We start from the raw sequence: 19,935 nt of genomic DNA on the forward strand, positions 1-19,935 counted from the left end.
GGCTCATAACCCGAAGGTCGCAGGTTCAAATCCTGTCCCCGCAATCGAAGTGGTCCCGTGGTGTAGCGGTTAACATGCCTGCCTGTCACGCAGGAGATCGCGGGTTCGATTCCCGTCGGGACCGCCATAAACAAAAATTCTCCTAAACAAATATGGAGGGGTAGCGAAGTGGCTAAACGCGGCGGACTGTAAATCCGCTCCCTAAGGGTTCGGCGGTTCGAATCCGTCCCCCTCCACCATCCATGATAGGGGCATAGTTTAACGGTAGAACAGAGGTCTCCAAAACCTCTGGTGTGGGTTCGATTCCTGCTGCCCCTGCCAGCATCATGGCGGCTGTGGCGAAGTGGTTAACGCATCGGATTGTGGTTCCGACATTCGTGGGTTCGATTCCCATCAGCCGCCCCATATACTATTGGGCTATAGCCAAGCGGTAAGGCAACGGACTTTGACTCCGTCATTCGTAGGTTCGAATCCTGCTAGCCCAGCCATCTTTAGGAAAAAGCATTGTAGAGGTAAAAACCTTGGAATCACTAGAAATCCACAGATTGGCGGCATAGCCAAGTGGTAAGGCCAAGGTCTGCAAAACCTTTACCACCGGTTCGAATCCGGTTGCCGCCTCCAATATTATGCCGGTGTGGCGGAATTGGCAGACGCGCACGACTCAAAATCGTGTTCCGTAAGGAGTGTCGGTTCGACCCCGACCACCGGTATTTATAATTTTTATGTTTATGCGGGTGTAGTTTAATGGTAAAACCTCAGCCTTCCAAGCTGATGTCGTGAGTTCGATTCTCATCACCCGCTCCAATATGGGCCTATAGCTCAGCTGGTTAGAGCGCACGCCTGATAAGCGTGAGGTCGATGGTTCGAGTCCATTTAGGCCCACCATATTGAAATATTTGTTCCGCAGTAGCTCAGTGGTAGAGCAATCGGCTGTTAACCGATCGGTCGTAGGTTCGAGTCCTACCTGCGGAGCCATTTTTATGTTTATGGGGAAGTACTCAAGAGGCTGAAGAGGCACCCCTGGAAAGGGTGTAGGTCGCGTGAGCGGCGCGAGGGTTCAAATCCCTCCTTCTCCGCCATATAAGCTGCACCTTCTCTCTCAATAGGATAGAGCAAATTGTGCGAAGCTTCACTGGGATTTTTCACTGTACATAACGAACTGTTGGATGAATTCTTTTTGAGGTCAGGACAACGATTCGTGATAAGTTTGCTAAAATTGGTGAAAAACGACCTTTTATATAAGGGTCTTTTTTTTATATAAAATTTTTCGAAAAGTGCGATAAGTGCATATCCAGTACGTCTAAATAAGAAAGAGATGTCAGTCGAGGGGGCTGGGGTGTTGGGCAATAGGGATGTGCTGGAGTGGTTTCAATTATACAGTGATGTTATATACCAGTTCTTGATTTACCGGACGGGTTCAGCCGATGTGGAAGATTTAGTTCAAGAGGTATTTATAAAGGCGATGAAAGGAATTGAAAGGTATGAAGGAAATGCCAGCCCAAAAACATGGCTTTTTAGTATTGCCCGCAATGTTGCAATTGACGAGATCAGGAGAAGGAAAAGGTACCGGATAAAAAACTTATTATTTGAGTCTCAACATACGCGGGAAACTATTAATAATCCAGAAGAAATTCTGCTTTTAAATGAAGAAAACAAATATATTTTCAGGGTCATTCAATCGCTTAAAGCAGCCTATCGGGACGTTCTCATTATGAGAGGAATCCAGCAGCTCTCTGTGGCGGAAGCCGCTGCGGCACTCGAATGGAATGAAAACAAAGTCCGTTCCACTTATCATCGAGCACGAAAAGCGCTAAAGCAAAGGTTGGGAGGGATATCGGATGAGTAATCAAGATTTGAACGAAATCGACCGGAAACTTAAAGGCATGCCTAAACCTGCTTTAAATAGTCAAAGAAAACAGGAGATATACCATTCCTTGGAGGAGTTTTCTTTGGGACGCAGCAAAAACAATAGGACGGCACACATAACGAAGGAAGTGTTCGTTAAACTGGCGGGTGCATCAGCATTAGCATTAGTTTTCGTGCTATCTGTTATATTTACAAATAATGATAATGATGAATCCATCAGTATAAATTTGCCTGACAGCCAACAAGGAGAAGAAAACACTCGGAAGCCTAATCCAACCTTTATAGTTAACGGCCAAACACTTTACGGCGTAAAAGGGAAGCTCGGAATTAGAAAAGTCAACGGGGAACAACATGAACCAGAATTTATTGGCGGGCCGCAGGGGCGTCACTATGAAGTATATTTTTGGGGGAAGAAGGACGAACTGAATGGAAAGAGATACAAAATGACAGGTACACACGCAGAAACCGGGGGAAAAGTTAAACTGTATGAAACAGAGATTTCCGCTTCTGGAAATAGTGTAATTAAGGCCGATGCCCATAGCGCTGCGAAATTTAGCTTGGATAAACCGGGACTTTGGAAAATCGATGTTACTGTTGACGATAAAGAATTCGCCAGTTTTCAAGTAGATGCAAGAAAACCTTTGACTATTCCGAACGAGTATGACCATGCCAAGGAAATGCTGCATTCCATAAATAAATATGGAATCAACATCCAGGGAATACATAACTCTAATTATATGGCCTTTTTTCATACAAAACCAAATTTTTCCATGATCCTAAAAACGGATACCGGATTTATTTCCTTGATCCATCTTGAGAATAAAACTGGTAAGACATATAAAATTATAAGAAAAGATGGAGCAGAAGACCGCTATCTATATCAAATAATACAAAATGGCAAAAAGAAGCAGCTCTTGGACTCAAATGCAAACATATTTTTCAATATAAACGATGAATATATTTCCATGACAAGGGATAAAAAGCTTCATGAGAAAGTGAAAGCGATTTTTCAGCTTGAATAAAATCAAGTATTGACCTTTGATACAACAAATCAGTGCCATTTAAAGGTGGGAGCGGCTGTACTTTAAGAGGGGAATTGCTATGCAACTCTTTTTGATCCCGCCTCTTTACCCAACCTTTATGCTTCCTTATACTGTTTTTCTGCGAATATATATGAGCCCACCCATGAAAAAGATGATAAATCCCCCCATTATGGCAAAAACAATGGATTCAAAAGAAACAAATAAGGCGCCCCATGATTCTTCACCTGGCGGGACCATGGTTAAAAAGGGCTGAATCCATGGATAATAGGGAGCAAACTTTTCTGAGTTGGCAATAAGGATATTAGGGAGCGTGAATATCACATTAAGCGCCAGTGGTGCAGCAAAGCTGGCCCATGCCATTGATACCCAAAGCATAACAGCAGCGAGGGGCAGTGTTGCGATCCATCCTCCCATCAGCACTTTGCTTAATACTTCAAAAGGAAATGGGTCGGAAAATCCCTTCACAAGTCCTATTCCAATCCATCCGGCAGCAAAAAGAAGCTGATTTAAAGCAATCATTGATATGACGACAATAAATTTTGCAAGATAGACCTGTTCACGGCGGACCGGCAGACTCAGCAATTGCTTCCAGCCGCCATGTAGATGCTCATAACGGCACACAAAGCTCGAAAAGACACCAATTAAAAGAGGAAGAAAGATCAAAGCGTGAACGAAAGTCATAAAAATCAAAGGAGTTACCCAATCATTAGGCGAGGCTTCTATTTGTGTTATCGAAAAACCTACCATTGTGGCTAGGATCGGACTTACAAACACCAATGATAAAATGTTTGTTTTTCGGATTTTAAAAAATTCCGTTTGTATAAGTGACGACAGCATTACTTCACATCCCTTCTTTGAAAATCGACCATTCCAATCAGAAAAAAAATAAATCCGACCAGGATTCCGGCTAAGACAAACCGGTTCGGATCCTGATCGCCTAAAATTAGCGGCCACTTCCAGATGAACCAGACAGGGGCCTTATACGATAACATACAAAAAACGGCTCCAGATATCCCTAATGTAAGCGGGTACGCCTGATTTTGAAAGGTAATCGAAAGCCAGATTTGGAGAGCAAGCACTGGCAGCCCGGCTAACAATGGGTAAAAGCTGTTTCCAAGAAGACTTTGGAAGGGGAAATCCCAGCCAAACTTTAAAGCCACACCCAAGAGAATCGTTCCGATAAATAGCAACAAGCATGAAACGATAAGCATCATGACAGCGATCATGAATTTTGATGAAAAAACATCCCTGCGCCTGATGGGCAAACTGAGCAGATGCTTCCAGGAACTTTGCTGATGCTCAATGTTTGCCAGCTGAGAGGCGATAATTGTCATCCCAAGCAACATAGCTGGTGCTACAAACATATTTACATTTTCCATGAGCCCTTTCCAAACATCCGGCTGCTGCTGGATTAAATAGTCATACCTCACCCGGTAATTCACTATTTGAAGGGCGATGACACCAAATGGACCTAGAAAGACAAGGAACCAAAGCCATTTGCGTTTAACTTTAAGCATGTCAGCTTGCAGAAGTTTTAGCATGTTTCGCACCCCCTTCATCTGTAAGGCCTAGGAAGATCTCTTCCAACGATTTTCGCTGTTCTTCGACCCGATAGATCCCAATGCCATTTTGGACAAGTAAATTGATTACCTTGGCTACATTGTGATCCCTTACATCCTTCAGGTGTAACGCATTGTCTCCTTGTTTGAGCACAAACCCTTTGCCTAAAAGCAGATTTTTTGCTTGCTCCGCATTTTCCACGCGGAGTTTAATTTGCGTTTGCGCCTTATTCCTGAGCGCCTCGATGGAATCATGGAATATCATTTCTCCTTTTGAAATAATCCCCACCTTTGTGGCCATTTGATCGATTTCACTAAGTAAATGGCTGGAAATCAACACTGTTATTCCATATTGCTGAGGCATACTTTTGATTAAATCACGGATTTCATGGATGCCGGATGGATCCAGGCCGTTTGTCGGTTCATCCAGAATCAGCAGCTCTGGATTTCCGAGGAGTGCCGAGGCAATTCCCAGGCGCTGCTTCATTCCGAGTGAATATCCCTTTACAGCCCGGTCTGCATCTTCCGTCAATCGTACAATGGATAAAACCTCATCGATCCGGCTTTTCGGAACGTATATCAGCTTCCGGATTGCTTCTAGGTTCTCCCTGGCTGTAAGATGGGCGTAATAGGAAGGAGACTCCACTAAAGAACCGATTTTTTTTAAAGCTTCAAGATGGCTTCGTTTTACATTTTTTCCGAACAACTCAATCGTTCCTGAATCAGGTTTCATCAATCCAAGCAGCATGCGAATCGTGGTTGTTTTACCAGCCCCGTTCGGACCCAAAAAACCATAAATTTCACCTTTTTCAATCGACAGGTTAACCGACTTAACTGCCGGCCTTCCTTTAAATTTTTTAACTAAATCCGTTGTCTGCACTATTATTTCCTTCATTTCCATCACCTCATTTCCTATATTAACCAGCCAAGGTTAAAAGAGAGGTGCAATGAAGTTTAAAAAGAACTTAAAAAAACACTTTATATATTTGATGGAGTGCAAGATTATAAAAGAATTTTACGTCTGTTTTTTTGCGGAATACACCAACTTTTTTGGAACAAAGGAGTTAACCTATAAACAGCTTCCCGAGGCGTCGAGCTTTCTAATATATATCGTTGTGCCTGTGCCAGTTGATTCGATTTCCCATTCCAGTCCCATTTCCCTTACCATCAGGTCAATGATAACCATTCCGATTCCCGCACCTTTTTGTTTGCTCTCCTGGGAAAAGCCTCTCCCTTTATCTTTAAAAATAAGCTGATTATCGGTCAATGATATTTCTACAAATTTTCCCTCTCTCGCATGGCGAACCACATTTTGGAGCAGGTTATCAATGATTCTCTCGATCCAGTTAGGGTCAACGGTCCAAAAGGCCGGTTGCTGTTGCATTTGCAATTCAACTTCTATTTCATGTTCCTCCAGGATTGGATACCAACCAGCCGCGGCTTCCCGGATAAATCGGTTCATTTCAACTCGATTCAGGTGGCATGGATATTTTCCGGCCGATAACAAAGTGTAAGAAAAAAGGTTATCAATGAGTCCGCTTAAGAAGTCAATTTTATGATCGATTGTCTCTAGGGCTGCTTTTCCTTTTGCAGTATCAATTTCTTGGTTTATGCTGTTCAGGTGGCCCCGGATCGTAGTTAGGGGTGTTCGGATGTCGTGGGATAGATTCGCAATGAGTTCCCGGCGTAATTTTTCCTCTTGTATTTCGCGAAGGCGGCTTCCTTCTAATGCTTGCACCATGCTGTTAAAGCTTTCTTCGATTTGGCCGATTTCATCCATTTTTGAAATTTTGATAGCTAATGGGATACCGGACCCCTTTTTTGCTTCCATGGCCTCCTTCAGACGCAGCAGCCGTTTTCGAATACTCCTGATAAATAAGTAAGAAAGTAAAGCAAATAGAAGCATAAAGGCCAGAAAAACGATTATGAATGCATAATTGTATCCCTCGCTAAGACGTTGGACTGGCGGCTCCAACAGTATACGGTCAACCTTGATCACCATAAAGCCGCTATCCTTTTTTTTTCCTAAGAATGCAACCACCGTATAAGGATCGGCGTCGAAGCTGTCTTTCATAAATTGGATGGTATACGGCACAGACCACTTACCTGGAAGGGTTCCTGAGTAAGAAAAGGTGTCCCGGGTCCGGCCAGTGTGATCCACCCAAAAGATTTCCGATTTAGGGTACTTGTCATTTAACTCTTGAAGCCGCTTTTTAATCTTGGAATCTTCTTTTCCCTCAAGATTTCGCGCCTCACTATGCCACATTTCTGTCAGCTCATTAAATCCTTCATACGGGGTATTTTCATATTCAATGAAAACACCGGGTATATATGTCACCATTGAAGTGAGAGGCATCACAATGGGGATAAACATAATCGCAATCAAAACAAATACGGCAAATTTGAACTGGATCGAGTTATGCCACTTCATCCTTTCACCCGATAGCCGATGCCGCGGATGGTTTCTATGATTTCCGGCTCTGATGGATTTTGTTCAATTTTTTCACGCAAATAGCGGATATGTACCATTAATGTTTTATGATCTCCCTCTATATACTGATCTCCCCACACTTTTTCAAAAAGTTGCTCTTTGGTTAATATTTGGTTTAAATGGCGCAAAAAATATTTGAAAATCTGAAACTGCTTTCCTGTAAGAATAATCTCTTCATTTGTGATAGTGTTTATAATGCTATTTGTCTTTTGATCGATTTCCAGGTGGCGTATCCGGAGCTTAGAAGAAAGGGACTTGTCGTACCTTCGCAGATGGACTTCCACCCGCTTGGCCAATTCCTCTGCATGAAATGGCTTTGTTAAATAATCATCTGCAAATTCGAGACCTTCAAGTTTGTCTTCTATTGCTGATCTTGCGGACAACATAATAATAGGCATCTGAGAGTGCTTGTTTTTTAAACGCTTCCCTAATGAAAATCCGTCCAGCCCGGGAAGCATGACGTCGAGAATTGTTAAATCGTATCCGTCCTCGCGTTCAGGGAGATGAAGGCCTGAAGTGAACCAGTCCACTTCGTATCCCCTGGATTCCAAATATTCCTTGACCCACTTCCCGATTTCCAAATCATCTTCCAGATATAATATTTTCATGAATATCTCTCCCAACTCTTATCTGGTTTAATTTTACAATAGATAGATGGAAAAATGTCTCTGAAATTATCGAAACCAAAACTAGGGAGGTCTAACATGCACATTATAGGGGGCATGGTTCCAATCCTATCATGTGCCAATTTTATTTGGTTCGGATAAAATATTATATTGACCTTGTTATTGGGGATTGTTATAATCGGTTTATTATTTTTAAATAGCAAGCAATGATCGTTGTGGGTAACACTATAACGGGAGCAGCTTCTGGAGAGACCGCTTGCATGCGGCGCCGAAGGATTCACAATCTCAGGCAAAAGGACAGAAGAGTAACTTATGCATATCTTAGGTTATTCTGCTGACTTTCGAGATTGGAGTAATTCCAATCTTTTTTTATTATATTCACAATCAGGGAGATGGACAGTATGAGACGTGCGGTAGTAAGTGTCGTCGGACAGGACAAAGTAGGCATTATTGCGAAAGTGACAAGGGTTTTATCAGACAATGACATCAATATCCTGGATATAAGCCAGACGATCTTACAAGATTTTTTTACAATGATGATGATTGTGGACGTTGCCGGAATCGAAAATCTGGATCGTCTGCAAGATTTGCTTAATGAGGCAGGGGAGGAGCTTTCCCTGAAAATAAATATCCAGCTTGAAGAAATTTTTCAAGCGATGCACCGTGTATGAACAGGAGGGGAAAAAGATGACGATTGCACTCGATGAAATGATGGAAACGATTCGGATGATCCAGATGGAAAACCTGGATATACGCACCGTAACGATGGGGATCAGCCTCCATGATTGTGCGGATTCAGATTTTCAGATTATGAACAAGAAAGTGTATGAGAAAATTGTTAGCTATGCCGGCAATTTGAAGGCGGTCGCTGAAGATGTTGAAAAGGAATATGGCATTCCGATCATAAATAAGAGGATTTCGATAACACCCATTGCCGAAATTATAGGGAATGCAACGAAAGACCAGGCAATCGAACTGGCAAAAACACTTGATAAAGCAGCTATAGAGCTTGGTGTCGATTTTATTGGCGGATATTCCGCGCTTGTACATAAAGGAATCACAAAGGGTGACCAGACTTTGCTTGACGCCCTTCCGGAAGCATTAAGCGTCACAGAGAGAGTTTGTTCCTCCGTTTCAGTTGCCACGACAAGGACGGGAATCAATATGGATGCTGTCCGCCAGATGGGCGTGATTATCAAGGAAGCTGCTGAACGGACAAAAGATCAGGATGGAATGGCCTGTGCCAAACTGGTTGTCTTTTGTAATCCTGTCGAAGATAATCCGTTTATGGCAGGGGCTTTCCATGGAGCCGGAGAAGGAGAAGTTGTCCTCAATGTTGGTGTAAGCGGTCCCGGGGTTGTGCTAAGCGCATTGAAACGCCATCCGGAGGCAGATTTAGGTGAAGTCTCGGATGTCATCAAAAAAACGGCGTTCAAAATTACCCGTGCAGGGGAGATAATCGGGAGGGTCGTGGCAGAACGGTTGGGAGTGCCGTTCGGAATCATGGATCTATCGCTTGCACCGACGAATGCCATGAATGACAGCGTCGCTGAAATTCTCGAGGAAATCGGACTGGAGCGCGTTGGCACACATGGAACGATTGCGGCACTTGCCCTTATGAATGACGCCGTGAAAAAAGGCGGGGCCATGGCAAGTTCGTACGTGGGCGGCTTAAGCGGGGCTTTTATCCCTGTCAGTGAAGACAATGGAATGATCAGAGGCATCATGGATAATTCCCTGACGCTTTCCAAATTGGAAGCCATGACATGCGTATGTTCCGTTGGACTTGATATGATTGCCCTGACTGGTGATGTATCGGCAGCAACATTGTCAGCCCTGATCGCTGACGAAGCGGCGATCGGGATGATTAATAAGAAAACGACAGCAGTAAGGGTGATCCCCGTTCCTGGCAAAGAAGAAGGGGAAATGGTTGAGTTCGGTGGCTTGCTTGGCCGTGCGCCTGTAATGGGAGTCAATCCATATAGTTCTGAAAAGCTAATCCGACGTGGCGGGCGCATTCCGGCCCCACTCCAGGCACTGATTAATTGATCGGAAGAAAAAGAGATAAAAATAGAGTTGGCTCTAGGTATTAGAACCAACTCTATTTTACTTGCTATTGGGGTGAATGGTTATTACTTAACTGCTTCAAAAGTAATTACCTGATGTAGACTTGTTGGATATTGTTTATAAGTATAATCAGCAAAAAATGGTGATATCTCGAAATCCAATTTGCATTAATAACCTTTAAAATTCATTTACTCCACACCATTTCAATTTAAAAGTTTCAAATTCACTGTCGATACATTTACCTTCTTTCCACTTATCATAGCGGCGAAGGGAAACCGTAGTCTGGTCGATATGGTTCACTTCTGATTGAATCATTTGCAGCGTGATAAGGTTGCCTTGTGTATTCTTAAACGTCCGATAGTGGATCTCCCTTCCACAAAATCAGACTGTAAAAATATATCTACTAGTAACCGGCCATCCGGCTCCAAGTGGTTATGAAAATTGGCTAACGCCTTTAAAGCTTTTGCCTCATCATCAATTAACAAAAATGCTCCTGTTGGGATAATAATTGCTTCATAAGTTCTTCTGTTTGAAATGTTTCTATATCTGCTTGAAAAACATTAGCTTCTTTCTTGGTAAGGTCCACATATCGTATAATGACCTTAATAAAATTTAAATGGATTAAGTGGATATAATCTTCAAATTACAGGTATGGACTGCGAAATAATTGGGATAAAAATAGAAATATTCAGGAAATTCGCTTGACAGATGACCATTCCTGTCCCAATTATTATAGTATCGTAAATGACTGTGGACAGGAGTGGTTCAGATGGGGTTGCCAGACAAATATATGGAACGACAGAATGTTTTGAATCCGGAAGGACAATTGAAAAAGGGACATTTTTTGCATAATCTAACAACACAGAATGTATCTTCAGGGCTTATTTCCAGCACGATGGTGATGACAGGCCCGGCTATCATTATATTGGAAGCAGCGGCTGCAGGCCGTTTTACAGATCAGCAAACAATCAATTGGATGTTTGCCGTATATTTTTTCGGTGGGATTTTCGGTATCCTTATGCCAATGCTGTATAAAATCCCAATCACTGGAGGCCACTCGATCACAGGGGTTGCTTTTTTGGCAACGGTTACCTCGCATTTTACTTATCCACAGCTTATCGGCGGATATATGATGTCTGGGCTCTTGATTTTTCTTGTGGGCATTTCCGGCCTGTTTACAAAAATCATCAAGTGGGTTCCGAAAGAAGTTATTTCTGCGATGCTGGCAGGTTTGGTGACTGGTTACGTGGTTAAACTCGTTCCTTCCATTAAAGAGTTACCTCTGGTTGGGGGGATTGCTCTATTGAGTTTCTTCTTAACAACGAAATTTAGCAAGCGTTTGCCGCCGGTAATGGTGGCGGTAGCGGTCGGTTTTGCGACCCTGGCATTGACAAATGGATTGAGTATGGGGGCTGCGGATATCCCATTTTCTTTTCCCTCTATACAATCGCCTGAATTTTCTTTGATGGGAATGCTTACTCTGGCTCTTCCACTCGCCATGCTGATTTTGAGCAATGATGCTGCTCCGGGGATCGGGGCGTTGGAAAGTTCCAATTTTAATCCCCCGATTCGAAAAATCGTATCAATGAGTGGGATATTTTCCATGGTTACGTCTTTTTTCGGGGGACAAAGCGCTAATATCGCGGGCATGATGACAGCAATCAGTGCCGGACCCGATTCAGGTCCCAGGTCAAAACGATATATGGCAGCCATCGTATCGGGTATCGTAATTCTATTGTTTGGAATCTTTTCATGGAAGATTGTTCCGTTCATTCAATCCCTGCCAAAGGCATTCATTTCTCTGTTGGCGGGTTTTGCACTCATAGGGGTTTTGCATTCAAGCCTGCAGATGGCATTTGCCGGAACGAAATATCGCTTGAGTGCGTTATCTGCCTTCATAATCGCGCTGTCAAACGTATCATTTCTGCATATAAGCGCACCGGTATGGGCGCTTGTGTTCGGTGCGGTTATAGCACGCACGGTAGAAAACCAGGATGTTTAAATAGCTAGATGCAGAATGAAAACTATGGTAGAATCCAGCCCGCAGGCAAACTCTGCCGACAGGCTGGATCGATGATTGTGGCAAGACCCTGCATGTAAACTCCCTAGGGAATCGACGCGAACCGTGAAGTGCATCAGGGTACTTCCTTGGATTCCTCATTATAATGTTCACTTAAATAAGGATTTTCAGTTGTTGCATAGTTCACAGAGAGAAGACTCGTATCCGGATCGAGCCCATATAATCCTTTTGCTTTCTTATTCTCTGTTTCCCCGCTCTCAAACTGCGGTTCTTTCCCGTTATTATTTACCACTATATTCATCATCCCTTTAATGGAAATTTTTTTCTTCAAAAAATACATTTCCCTTAAAACATATAAATATACGGCTGCTTTTTGTGCGGTCACTTTCAGGAGATTGTTATGCATATATTATTTTTTGCACCCTACTTTAACCAACCCAGAGGAAATTCAACAACGATCAAGAGATTGGTTCATTTCTTGCATAAACAAAATATCAATACATCCGTCATACCTTATTTGGAAAACGATAACTGGTACTATCCCCAAGCAGATATTTATCATATCCTGCATGCTACCCGTTTTCTGCAATGGTCCAGGGAGAACGGGTTCACCTTAGACCGCCCTTACCTGGTTACCATGGGCGGTACGGACATTAATATTGATCTTCAAGAAGACATGGAAGAGGAGATGTTTGCCTTCCTGGATCATGCTAAGTTCATTACCGTTTTTACGGAGGATGCCAAGGAAAAGGTCAATCATCTTGCCCCGGAATGGGGGGAGAAAACGATTGTGATCACTCAAGGCATTTGGATGCCCTGGAATATTTCAAAGAGGAGCCAGGAAATGATCCCTCGTATTCTTCTCCCTGCCGGTTTACGTCCGGTCAAGGATGTTCTTCACGTTCTTCCTGCGCTTGACCGGCTAAAAGAGGATTACACTGATATGGACTTTACGATACTTGGAGCAAATTTGGACGGGAATGTCCATGCCGAGATCCAAAAAGCGGCAATGTCGAGAAATTGGATGAAGTATGCAGGCGTCGTTCCTTATGAGGTAATGAAAATCTGGTACGAAACAGCCCAAATCGTCATTAACACATCGCAATCCGAAGGACAGTCCATCGCCCTTATGGAAGCGATGGCAATGGGCCGCCCTGTCATCGCGAGGAATAATGAAGCCAATCGGGCCTTGATCAGCCACGGCAGGACGGGCTGGATTTATGAAACAATGCCGGAATTTGCCGAAGCGGTCCATAGTATTGTCAATGACCGCTTCATGCGGGAGATGGTTGTCCAACAAGCCAGGGATTGGATCATTGAACATTGTTCACCGGAAGAAGAGGCAATTGCTTATCATCAGCTATATCGAAAGATTTAAATTCTCGCTAACATAGCGATAGAATTTAGTGAAACCTCCGATAGGCTAAGGGGGTTTTTTATCATACAGGAATCTCTTAATACCGCTGATTTTATCTCATTAATAAGAACCCTAATTATTTAGAAAATTCATCTTATGCCGCCATTAATTTTTGCAATTAGCAATATAATGAAGAGATATCACTTTATCTCCCGGGATTGTAGAATAAGAGAAGGGGGGATTGCATGAAGGTCTTTATCGGATCGAGTATCGTTGTGATTTTACTATGCATAGGAATCTGGCTTATGCTGTCTCCATCATTTAAAAAGATCGGTGACACAGCAAAAAGGATTAAGGAGAAACTAGGGGGGGACGAAGATGGAAACGGCAAGTAAAAAAAGAAAGAATGGTAAGGTTCTAGGGGGAATTATTGTAGGTGCAGCACTCATCCTTGCTGTCTTGATTACCACAATGTTTATTGAGAAAATCCCAAATGGGTATGTAGGGGTGGTCTACAGCCCTAACGGCGGGGTCCAGGATGAAACACTTGGCCAGGGATGGCATCTTGTGGGGTTATTCGATAAAGTTACAATCTATCCTGTAAGGATGCAGACCGTTAACTATAATGATATCCAGGTCGCTACTTCGGATGGGAAAAATGTGACCATCGATTTTGCCTATAATTATAGCATTCAGCCTGACAAGGTAGTGGATGTATTTAATAAGTTTGGTCCTATCGAAGTTGAACAGATCGAGGACTCGTATTTGCGGACCAGGCTTTGGGATGCAGGGCGCAAAGCAATCGCTAAATATTCGGTTATTGACACATACGGGGAAAAATCTTCGGAAGCGGCCGTAAATGTCCAGACGATTTTTTCAGATGATATTCGTGATCTGGGCTTTACGGTAGATAATTTGACTCTGGGTGTGCCTAAACCCGATAAAGCAACCCAGGCGGCAATCGATAAACGGGTCGAGGCAGCTCAGGAATTGGAAAGGAAGCAAATCGAGCTGAAAATCGCCAAAGCAGAAGCACAGAAAAAACAAATTGAAGCAAAAGGGATCGCTGACTACAATGACATCATTAAAAAATCGATATCACAGGAAGTCATACAAAATAAATGGATTGAGAAATGGGACGGTAAGATGCCGAAAGCAACAGGAGCTAATCAATTGATCCAGATACCAATTGATGAACAACAAAAGTAACGCTTCCTGATATCGAGCCAGTCATGCAGGCAGCAGAGAGATAAATGTAAACCGAAATTAGTCTGAATTACTTTGGGTCTGTTTCCTGACGGGCCTTTTTTAGTATATTAAACAGTATAAAACTTTCTTACTTGCATAAATCAGTACACAGGCTGAGTGCATTATATCCTGTAATAATACCTGTGTAACCCAAATCCTCACGAAGCTGCCGCTTTGTTTCGTGCGATTGCTGTCAAAGCCTCCCTTATCCTGCGGGCCTAACCAGACCTCTGTCTTCATCTTAACATAGGCTCCCCATTTGGTAGTTTCCCAGGCAAAAGAAAGAGGCTGGCTCTTTTGAGCCAGCCTCATAATTGAGAAAATGAGAATGAAAATGAGAATTAAAAATTCTCTTATAGTATGATTCTTTTATTGCGTAAATATTAAACTTCGACCGGCAATGACAATCCAAGTCCCTGAGCCACACGAGTTCCATATTCAGGATCAGCTTTATAGAAGTGCTGGATTTGGCGAAGCTTGATTTCTTCAAGAGCAACAGGCTTCATTGCTCCTACAATATTTTCAACCAAACGTGCGCGCTCTTCTTCACTCATTAGGCGGTATAAATCGCCTGCTTGTGTATAGTGGTCATTGTGATCGTAAGCTACGCTGTCAGCGACACCTGTAATAGGAAGTGCGGCAGGCTTGTCTTCAGGTGACTCCTTTGGTCCTCCAAAGCTGTTTGGTTCGTAGTATACAGAACCTCCGCCATTGCTGTCGAATCGCATTTGTCCATCGCGCTGATAGTTATTCACTTCTGCTTTTGGACGGTTGATTGGCAGTGCATTATGGTTTGCCCCAACACGATAACGGTGAGCATCTGAGTAAGCGAATAAGCGTCCTTGGAGCATTTTGTCTGGTGAAGCTTCAATACCAGGGACAAAAGCTCCAGGAGAGAATGTTGCCTGCTCGACTTCTGCGAAATAGTTTTCTGGGTTTTTGTTTAATACCATACGGCCCACTTCGATTAATGGGTAGTCTTTTTGGGACCATACTTTTGTTACATCGAATGGATCGAAGCGGTAAGTATTTGCATCTTCCATAGGCATGATTTGAACATAAAGCTTCCATGCTGGGAAGTCTCCGTTTTCAATGGCATTGAATAAATCCTCTGTATGGTAATCAGGATTTTCCCCTGCAAGCTTTGCTGCCAGATTTACATCAAGGTTTTTAATGCCTTGTTCTGTTTTAAAGTGGTATTTTACCCATACTCCTTCGCCTTGTTCGTTCACCCATTTGAATGTGTGGCTTCCAAAACCGTGCTGATGGCGAAGTGTAGCAGGAATTCCGCGGTCGGACATTAAAATAGTTACCTGGTGTAGAGATTCAGGTGACAGAGACCAGAAATCCCAAACAGCAGTAGGGTTTTTTAAGTGAGTTTTTGGATCTCTTTTTTGAGTATGGATGAAATCCGGGAATTTAATCGCATCACGAATGAAGAAAACAGGCGTATTGTTGCCGACGAGGTCATAGTTTCCTTCTTCAGTGTAAAATTTAACGGCAAATCCGCGCGGGTCACGAACGGTATCAGCAGAACCAAGTTCACCGGCTACAGTGGAGAATCGGATGAACATAGGTGTACGCTTTCCTACTTCTGACAGGAAATTTGCCTTCGTGTATTTGGATACATCATTTGTCACTTCGAAATAACCATGGGCACCTGCGCCTTTAGCATGGACCACACGCTCAGGAACACGTTCTCTATTGAAGTGCGCCAATTTTTCAAGAAGGTGGACATCCTGGATCAATGTAGGGCCGCGCTGGCCGGCTGTCTGGGAGTTTTGGTTATCGCCTACCGGGGCTCCCCAGCTGGTAGTGAGTTTATTATTAGTACTCATAAAAAGGATCACCTCTAATGGATTTTTTAGTATATGCCTATAATAGCATCTAGTAATAAAAAATCAATACTTTTTTATAATAATTATAAATAAGTAGTTTAAAGGGAGTTCCTGTGTGCATGCATTAAGGGGAGAAGATACAATGGGTCAGAGGAGTTATGGTCAATCATCCTTACCATAATGAGTACATATGGAGGAAAACTCGTAAAATCCTATATAATGAAAAACCCCTGTACGGGGTTTTTTCATTATATAATACCTTATTTATTAGAACTGTCGCTGCTCTAAAGCTGCTGGGAAACTTGCTGTGCCAACTGTTGGATTTGCTGCAATTGCTGGGCCGCGTTCATTTCCCGTTGTGCGAACATCTGGGCTTGCATGCCAATTTGAGCGCCGTTTTGGACCTGTTGCATTAACTGTGCATTTTGCTGCTCCTGTTGGCTAAGTACCTGAGCGATTTGTTGGATTTGCTGAAGACATTGCTGTGCTGCCTGCGCTGCTTGAAAAATCTGTTGTGGCATATTCTTCACTCCTTAATAATTTTTATTACAGCAAATAGAATGCCACCAGGCGGTGTAAATATACTAAAATAAAGTAAAGCTGCCTGCTAGGCAGGCAGCAAATCCAAAGATTATAATATTTTGGTGTAGCTTTTTAGCGAGAAGTGTTCGGTGGTGCAACTTGTCCAGATAATTGAGATTGAGCTGTCGCAACAAGACGTTTTACGATCTCACCGCCTACTGAACCGTTTGCACGGGCTGTTTGGTCTGCTCCAAGCTGAATCCCAAACTCAGCAGCAATTTCATACTTGAGTTGCTCAATGGCCATTTCTGCGCCTCGTACTAAAAGGCGATTGCGGCCTCCACTACGATTTGACATGTTTGTTCACCTCCTCATTAAATAAGTTGTCTTTTTTATTAAAACAAATGCCCTGTAAATTTTGGCAGAATGTTCTCAGTTACAAATTTCCATAATAATTTGTGTTGAGAGGAACGAAAGATTGAGTAGCGATTTCTCTACACCACCTTGTAACTCATAATTTTCCTTGGAAATGGAATTTGGCATACTAGCCAGATTCCTTTTTTCATTCGGATTCTCTCAGGTCCAAGAGCCTTTTTCCAATCTTGCATTTTTATAAGGTTGAGCAGCGGATTCACCCTCCTTCCTTAAATCCCTTAATATGGGTAGCATAATTTTATCGTTAATAAAAAAAATATAAAAAAAGTGTATAAAATCATTTGCCTTGCAAAATATATAACTGTGTTTCATCACAATACAAGGAGGAATCAACATGCCACAACGTATTTTTCAGGCAGCACAACAAGCACAGCAATCCCTGCAGCAGATTCAACAAAGAGCCCAGCAATTAGGGATGCAAGCAGGCGGAGGCGTGCAATCCATCATGCAGCCAGGATTTGCTGGAACAGATGCTATGCAGGTAAGACAGGATATCCAGCGTGACTTACAATATGGTGCTTCTCGCCAGCAGCAAGGCGGCTATGGCATGCAAGCAGGAATGACAGGCGGCTATGGCATGCAAGCAGGCGGGGGCGTACAATCCATCATGCAGCCAGGATTTGCAGGCACGGATGCCCAGCAGGTAAGACAGGACATCCAAAGAGACTTGCAATATGGATCTTCCAACCAGCAGCAGGGCGGCTACGGCATGCAAGCAGGAATGACAGGCGGATACGGCATGCAAGCAGGAATGACAGGCGGCTATGGCATGCAAGCAGGAACGGCAGGCGGATTTGGTTCGATGCAAGCAGGCGGAGGTGTACAATCCATCATGCAGCCTGGATTCGCAGGTACGGATGCCCAGCAGGTAAGACAGGACATCCAAAGAGACTTGCAATATGGATCTTCCAACCAGCAGCAAGGCGGCTACGGCATGCAAGCAGGAATGACAGGCGGATTTGGTTCAATGCAAGCAGGTGGAGGCGTACAATCCGTCATGCAGCCTGGATTCGCAGGTACGGATGCCCAACAGGTAAGACAGGACATCCAAAGAGACTTGCAGTATGGTTCTTCCCAGCAGTCAGCCGGCATGCAATCAACTGGCATGCAAGCAGGAATGACAACTGGTTTTGGTTCACAGCAAGTGGGCGGACCAGTACAAGCGATCACACAGGCAGGATTTGCCGGAACAGATGCCCAGCAGGTAAGACAGGACATCCAACGCGATTTACAATATGGATCTGCTACACAACAAGCAGGCCAAACAGGATTCACAAGCGGAACTCAAGGCGGCATGATGCAGTAATACCCTCGTCCGCTTTAATATTAGAAATGCCCTTCTTTGTGAAGGGCATATTCATTAGGAATACGTTTTTCATAGGATTAGGCCTGCCCCAGGGGAGGTCTTTTATTATTTAAGCGAGTTCCCTGCCATTATTTTCTCGTTAAAGTATAATGGATGGATAGAATACGGTTTGGAGGAGAGTTTGCTTGGTGAAAATCATTTTTCCGTTGCTTGCATTATTGGGAGGATTCGCGGTTGCCGTTCAAGCCCAAATAAACGGTGGATTAGGGAAAAAAATAGGGGCCATTGAAGGCTCTTTTGTTTCATTCTTAATAGGGACACTTGCATTATTCTTTTTGGTGTTGTTCTTTGGAAAAGGAAATATATTGGCTGTACAATCTGTGCCGAAATGGCAGCTTATAGGCGGTTTGCTTGGTGCCTTTTATGTCACCGTCATGATTCTTGTGGTCCCCAAAATTGGTGTTGCTCCCACATTGGTTGCGGTAATAGCCGGACAAATCATAATAGGGGCCATCATTGATCATTTTGGATTGTTTGGCGGAGTCAAAATATCAATTGATTTTAAGAAGATTGCAGCCATTGTACTATTATTCGTTTCCCTTTATTTATATAACTACAAATGAATGGAAGAAAACTAAAGAATCAATTTGGGTGGTGGGCGATGGAGAATCTGCAATTTGTTAAAAATTATAAAAATGTTGAGATTCTAAGACACAGCTTTAATGGGCTTGCGGGTGAAATTTTTGGTATCGGATTTGAAAGCTGGTATCTAAGTGGATTTTGCACAGACAAATATAAACCATTTTCTTTTGCAGATGGAAAGCGGATTGTGGCAAACGTTTCTGTCAATGAACTGGACCTTATTATGAACGGCGAGTCAAAACGGGCGATTCAGATCGGGACAGTTATGACACACCGTGATTACAGGAATCAGGGATTGTCACAGGAGTTAATCAACCGGATATTAACGGAATATAAGAATAAACACGATATCATGTACCTGTTTGCGAACCACTCGGTGTTAGACTTCTATCCGAAATTCGGGTTTCATGCTGTGGAAGAAACCCTGTTTACCATCAATTATGATCACGGCGATAGGGAACAAGGATTTATCCGGGAATTAAGCGGGACCAATCAGGCAGATTAACAATTCGTCTTTGAATTTGCGATAAATAGGATTCCAATTTCAAATCCATTTAGCACATCAAATACACCGGAGTTATTGATGTTTTATTGTCTCGATGTATTTAGTGAGGATATTTATTTCCTAGAGGATGAAAATGCGATTGTACTATTTAAGATAGAAGCTGGCTGCCTGCATGTATTTGATATCATAAGCCAGGAAGAAATTGACCTGGCACGGATTATCAATAAGATCGCAAGACCGGAGAATAATAAAGTGGTGTTTCATTTCACTCCGGAGTACGATGGAGTATATATGTCAAAAGAATCTCTTCATAGCAGCAATATGCTTTTTGTAAGATGGAATCATGGCGAGATCCCTTTTCCGGAACATTTCAAGCATCCCATTACATCTCTGGCATAGGATTTTTTTAT

22 protein-coding genes, 11 tRNA genes and 1 riboswitch are annotated in these 19,935 nt (G+C 43.1%); of the genes, 23 read left to right on the forward strand and 10 right to left on the reverse strand.

Features of this window, described 5'->3' with window-relative positions:
* Positions 1–51: 51 nt before the first annotated feature.
* From D0466_RS12645 to D0466_RS12705, 13 genes are all read left to right on the forward strand, one after another.
* Positions 52–127, forward strand: a tRNA-Asp gene (locus D0466_RS12645).
* A 27-nt stretch (positions 128–154) separates the two neighbouring features.
* Positions 155–239, forward strand: a tRNA-Tyr gene (locus tag D0466_RS12650).
* Between the two features lie 8 nt (positions 240–247).
* Positions 248–321: transfer RNA gene (locus D0466_RS12655), tRNA-Trp, on the forward strand.
* A gap of 8 nt (positions 322–329) precedes the next feature.
* Positions 330–405, forward strand: a tRNA-His gene (locus D0466_RS12660).
* A gap of 8 nt (positions 406–413) precedes the next feature.
* Positions 414–488, forward strand: a tRNA-Gln gene (locus tag D0466_RS12665).
* A 59-nt stretch (positions 489–547) separates the two neighbouring features.
* Positions 548–621, forward strand: a tRNA-Cys gene (locus D0466_RS12670).
* 7 nt (positions 622–628) lie between these two features.
* Positions 629–710: transfer RNA gene (locus tag D0466_RS12675), tRNA-Leu, on the forward strand.
* A gap of 20 nt (positions 711–730) precedes the next feature.
* Positions 731–804, forward strand: a tRNA-Gly gene (locus D0466_RS12680).
* Positions 805–808: 4 nt separating this feature from the next.
* Positions 809–885, forward strand: a tRNA-Ile gene (locus tag D0466_RS12685).
* Between the two features lie 15 nt (positions 886–900).
* Positions 901–975 (forward strand) — tRNA-Asn (locus D0466_RS12690).
* A gap of 13 nt (positions 976–988) precedes the next feature.
* Positions 989–1,079: transfer RNA gene (locus tag D0466_RS12695), tRNA-Ser, on the forward strand.
* Positions 1,080–1,336: 257 nt separating this feature from the next.
* A complete protein-coding gene (locus tag D0466_RS12700) occupies positions 1,337–1,846 on the forward strand; it encodes an RNA polymerase sigma factor (protein ID WP_325048720.1) in 510 nt (169 codons plus the stop codon).
* Positions 1,839–2,888 (forward strand): hypothetical protein, encoded by a 1,050-nt coding sequence (locus tag D0466_RS12705; protein ID WP_117322943.1) that lies wholly within the window; start codon positions 1,839–1,841, stop codon positions 2,886–2,888. The genes D0466_RS12700 and D0466_RS12705 overlap by 8 nt, the downstream gene beginning before the upstream one ends.
* 126 nt (positions 2,889–3,014) lie before the next feature.
* Here D0466_RS12705 and D0466_RS12710 read toward each other — a convergent pair whose 3' ends face one another.
* From D0466_RS12710 to D0466_RS12730, 5 genes are all read right to left on the reverse strand, one after another.
* Positions 3,015–3,746: an ABC transporter permease gene (locus tag D0466_RS12710; protein WP_117322944.1), complete on the reverse strand. Its 732-nt coding sequence runs from the start codon at positions 3,744–3,746 to the stop codon at positions 3,015–3,017.
* Entirely contained in the window at positions 3,746–4,450 is a 705-nt protein-coding gene (locus D0466_RS12715; RefSeq protein WP_117322945.1) for an ABC transporter permease, read from the reverse strand. Before D0466_RS12715 ends, D0466_RS12710 begins: the two co-directional genes overlap by 1 nt.
* On the reverse strand, positions 4,428–5,363 hold the full coding sequence (locus D0466_RS12720) for an ABC transporter ATP-binding protein (RefSeq protein ID WP_117323146.1): 936 nt from the start codon (positions 5,361–5,363) through the stop codon (positions 4,428–4,430). Before D0466_RS12720 ends, D0466_RS12715 begins: the two co-directional genes overlap by 23 nt.
* 174 nt (positions 5,364–5,537) lie before the next feature.
* Positions 5,538–6,899 (reverse strand): HAMP domain-containing sensor histidine kinase, encoded by a 1,362-nt coding sequence (locus tag D0466_RS12725; protein ID WP_117322946.1) that lies wholly within the window; start codon positions 6,897–6,899, stop codon positions 5,538–5,540.
* Complete coding sequence (locus tag D0466_RS12730) at positions 6,896–7,567, reverse strand: response regulator transcription factor (protein WP_117322947.1); 672 nt, start codon at positions 7,565–7,567, stop codon at positions 6,896–6,898. Before D0466_RS12730 ends, D0466_RS12725 begins: the two co-directional genes overlap by 4 nt.
* A 251-nt stretch (positions 7,568–7,818) precedes the next feature.
* Positions 7,819–7,896, forward strand: a riboswitch (glycine riboswitch).
* 81 nt (positions 7,897–7,977) lie between these two features.
* Here D0466_RS12730 and D0466_RS12735 point away from each other — a divergent pair.
* Both D0466_RS12735 and D0466_RS12740 read left to right on the forward strand, forming a co-directional pair.
* Entirely contained in the window at positions 7,978–8,256 is a 279-nt protein-coding gene (locus tag D0466_RS12735) for an ACT domain-containing protein (protein ID WP_117322948.1), read from the forward strand.
* A gap of 16 nt (positions 8,257–8,272) precedes the next feature.
* The gene (locus tag D0466_RS12740; protein WP_117322949.1) at positions 8,273–9,634 is read left to right on the forward strand and encodes a PFL family protein; all 1,362 of its coding nucleotides are present in this window, start codon (positions 8,273–8,275) and stop codon (positions 9,632–9,634) included.
* Positions 9,635–9,829: 195 nt separating this feature from the next.
* On the opposite strand, the gene D0466_RS22225 is transcribed toward D0466_RS12740, so the two are convergent.
* Positions 9,830–9,967, reverse strand: coding sequence for a hypothetical protein (locus tag D0466_RS22225; RefSeq protein WP_158555900.1), 138 nt, complete (start codon positions 9,965–9,967; stop codon positions 9,830–9,832).
* A 454-nt stretch (positions 9,968–10,421) separates the two neighbouring features.
* Here D0466_RS22225 and D0466_RS12745 point away from each other — a divergent pair, with 454 nt between their 5' ends.
* Positions 10,422–11,654: a benzoate/H(+) symporter BenE family transporter gene (locus tag D0466_RS12745; RefSeq protein WP_117322950.1), complete on the forward strand. Its 1,233-nt coding sequence runs from the start codon at positions 10,422–10,424 to the stop codon at positions 11,652–11,654.
* A gap of 133 nt (positions 11,655–11,787) precedes the next feature.
* On the opposite strand, the gene D0466_RS12750 is transcribed toward D0466_RS12745, so the two are convergent.
* Positions 11,788–12,003 (reverse strand): hypothetical protein, encoded by a 216-nt coding sequence (locus D0466_RS12750; RefSeq protein ID WP_233522636.1) that lies wholly within the window; start codon positions 12,001–12,003, stop codon positions 11,788–11,790.
* 147 nt (positions 12,004–12,150) lie between these two features.
* On the opposite strand from D0466_RS12750, the gene D0466_RS12755 reads away from it, so the two are divergent.
* The 3 genes from D0466_RS12755 to D0466_RS12760 all read left to right on the forward strand — a co-directional run bounded on the left by D0466_RS12755 (position 12,151) and on the right by D0466_RS12760 (position 14,238).
* On the forward strand, positions 12,151–13,050 hold the full coding sequence (locus D0466_RS12755) for a glycosyltransferase (RefSeq protein ID WP_158555901.1): 900 nt from the start codon (positions 12,151–12,153) through the stop codon (positions 13,048–13,050).
* A 224-nt stretch (positions 13,051–13,274) separates the two neighbouring features.
* Positions 13,275–13,424 (forward strand): hypothetical protein, encoded by a 150-nt coding sequence (locus D0466_RS22570; protein ID WP_199484553.1) that lies wholly within the window; start codon positions 13,275–13,277, stop codon positions 13,422–13,424.
* A complete protein-coding gene (locus tag D0466_RS12760; protein WP_117322952.1) occupies positions 13,408–14,238 on the forward strand; it encodes a prohibitin family protein in 831 nt (276 codons plus the stop codon). The genes D0466_RS22570 and D0466_RS12760 overlap by 17 nt, the downstream gene beginning before the upstream one ends.
* Positions 14,239–14,660: 422 nt before the next feature.
* Here the strand turns inward: D0466_RS12760 and katA are convergent, their stop codons facing one another.
* The 3 genes from katA to D0466_RS12775 all read right to left on the reverse strand — a co-directional run bounded on the left by katA (position 14,661) and on the right by D0466_RS12775 (position 16,994).
* Positions 14,661–16,115, reverse strand: a complete 1,455-nt coding sequence (gene katA / locus D0466_RS12765) for a catalase KatA (RefSeq protein ID WP_117322953.1) — start codon at positions 16,113–16,115, stop codon at positions 14,661–14,663.
* Between the two features lie 284 nt (positions 16,116–16,399).
* Positions 16,400–16,636: a hypothetical protein gene (locus D0466_RS12770; protein ID WP_117322954.1), complete on the reverse strand. Its 237-nt coding sequence runs from the start codon at positions 16,634–16,636 to the stop codon at positions 16,400–16,402.
* A 133-nt stretch (positions 16,637–16,769) separates the two neighbouring features.
* On the reverse strand, positions 16,770–16,994 hold the full coding sequence (locus D0466_RS12775; protein WP_117322955.1) for an alpha/beta-type small acid-soluble spore protein: 225 nt from the start codon (positions 16,992–16,994) through the stop codon (positions 16,770–16,772).
* 412 nt (positions 16,995–17,406) lie between these two features.
* On the opposite strand from D0466_RS12775, the gene D0466_RS12780 reads away from it, so the two are divergent.
* From D0466_RS12780 to D0466_RS12795, 4 genes are all read left to right on the forward strand, one after another.
* Complete coding sequence (locus tag D0466_RS12780) at positions 17,407–18,378, forward strand: hypothetical protein (protein ID WP_117322956.1); 972 nt, start codon at positions 17,407–17,409, stop codon at positions 18,376–18,378.
* 188 nt (positions 18,379–18,566) lie between these two features.
* Entirely contained in the window at positions 18,567–19,001 is a 435-nt protein-coding gene (locus D0466_RS12785) for a DMT family transporter (RefSeq protein ID WP_117323148.1), read from the forward strand.
* Positions 19,002–19,039: 38 nt separating this feature from the next.
* Positions 19,040–19,525 (forward strand): GNAT family N-acetyltransferase, encoded by a 486-nt coding sequence (locus D0466_RS12790; RefSeq protein WP_158555902.1) that lies wholly within the window; start codon positions 19,040–19,042, stop codon positions 19,523–19,525.
* A gap of 78 nt (positions 19,526–19,603) precedes the next feature.
* A complete protein-coding gene (locus D0466_RS12795; protein WP_117322958.1) occupies positions 19,604–19,924 on the forward strand; it encodes a hypothetical protein in 321 nt (106 codons plus the stop codon).
* Positions 19,925–19,935 lie beyond the last annotated feature (11 nt).

It is taken from the genome of Peribacillus glennii, assembly GCF_003429105.1.
GTDB classification, from domain to species: Bacteria; Bacillota; Bacilli; order Bacillales; family DSM-1321; genus Peribacillus; species Peribacillus glennii.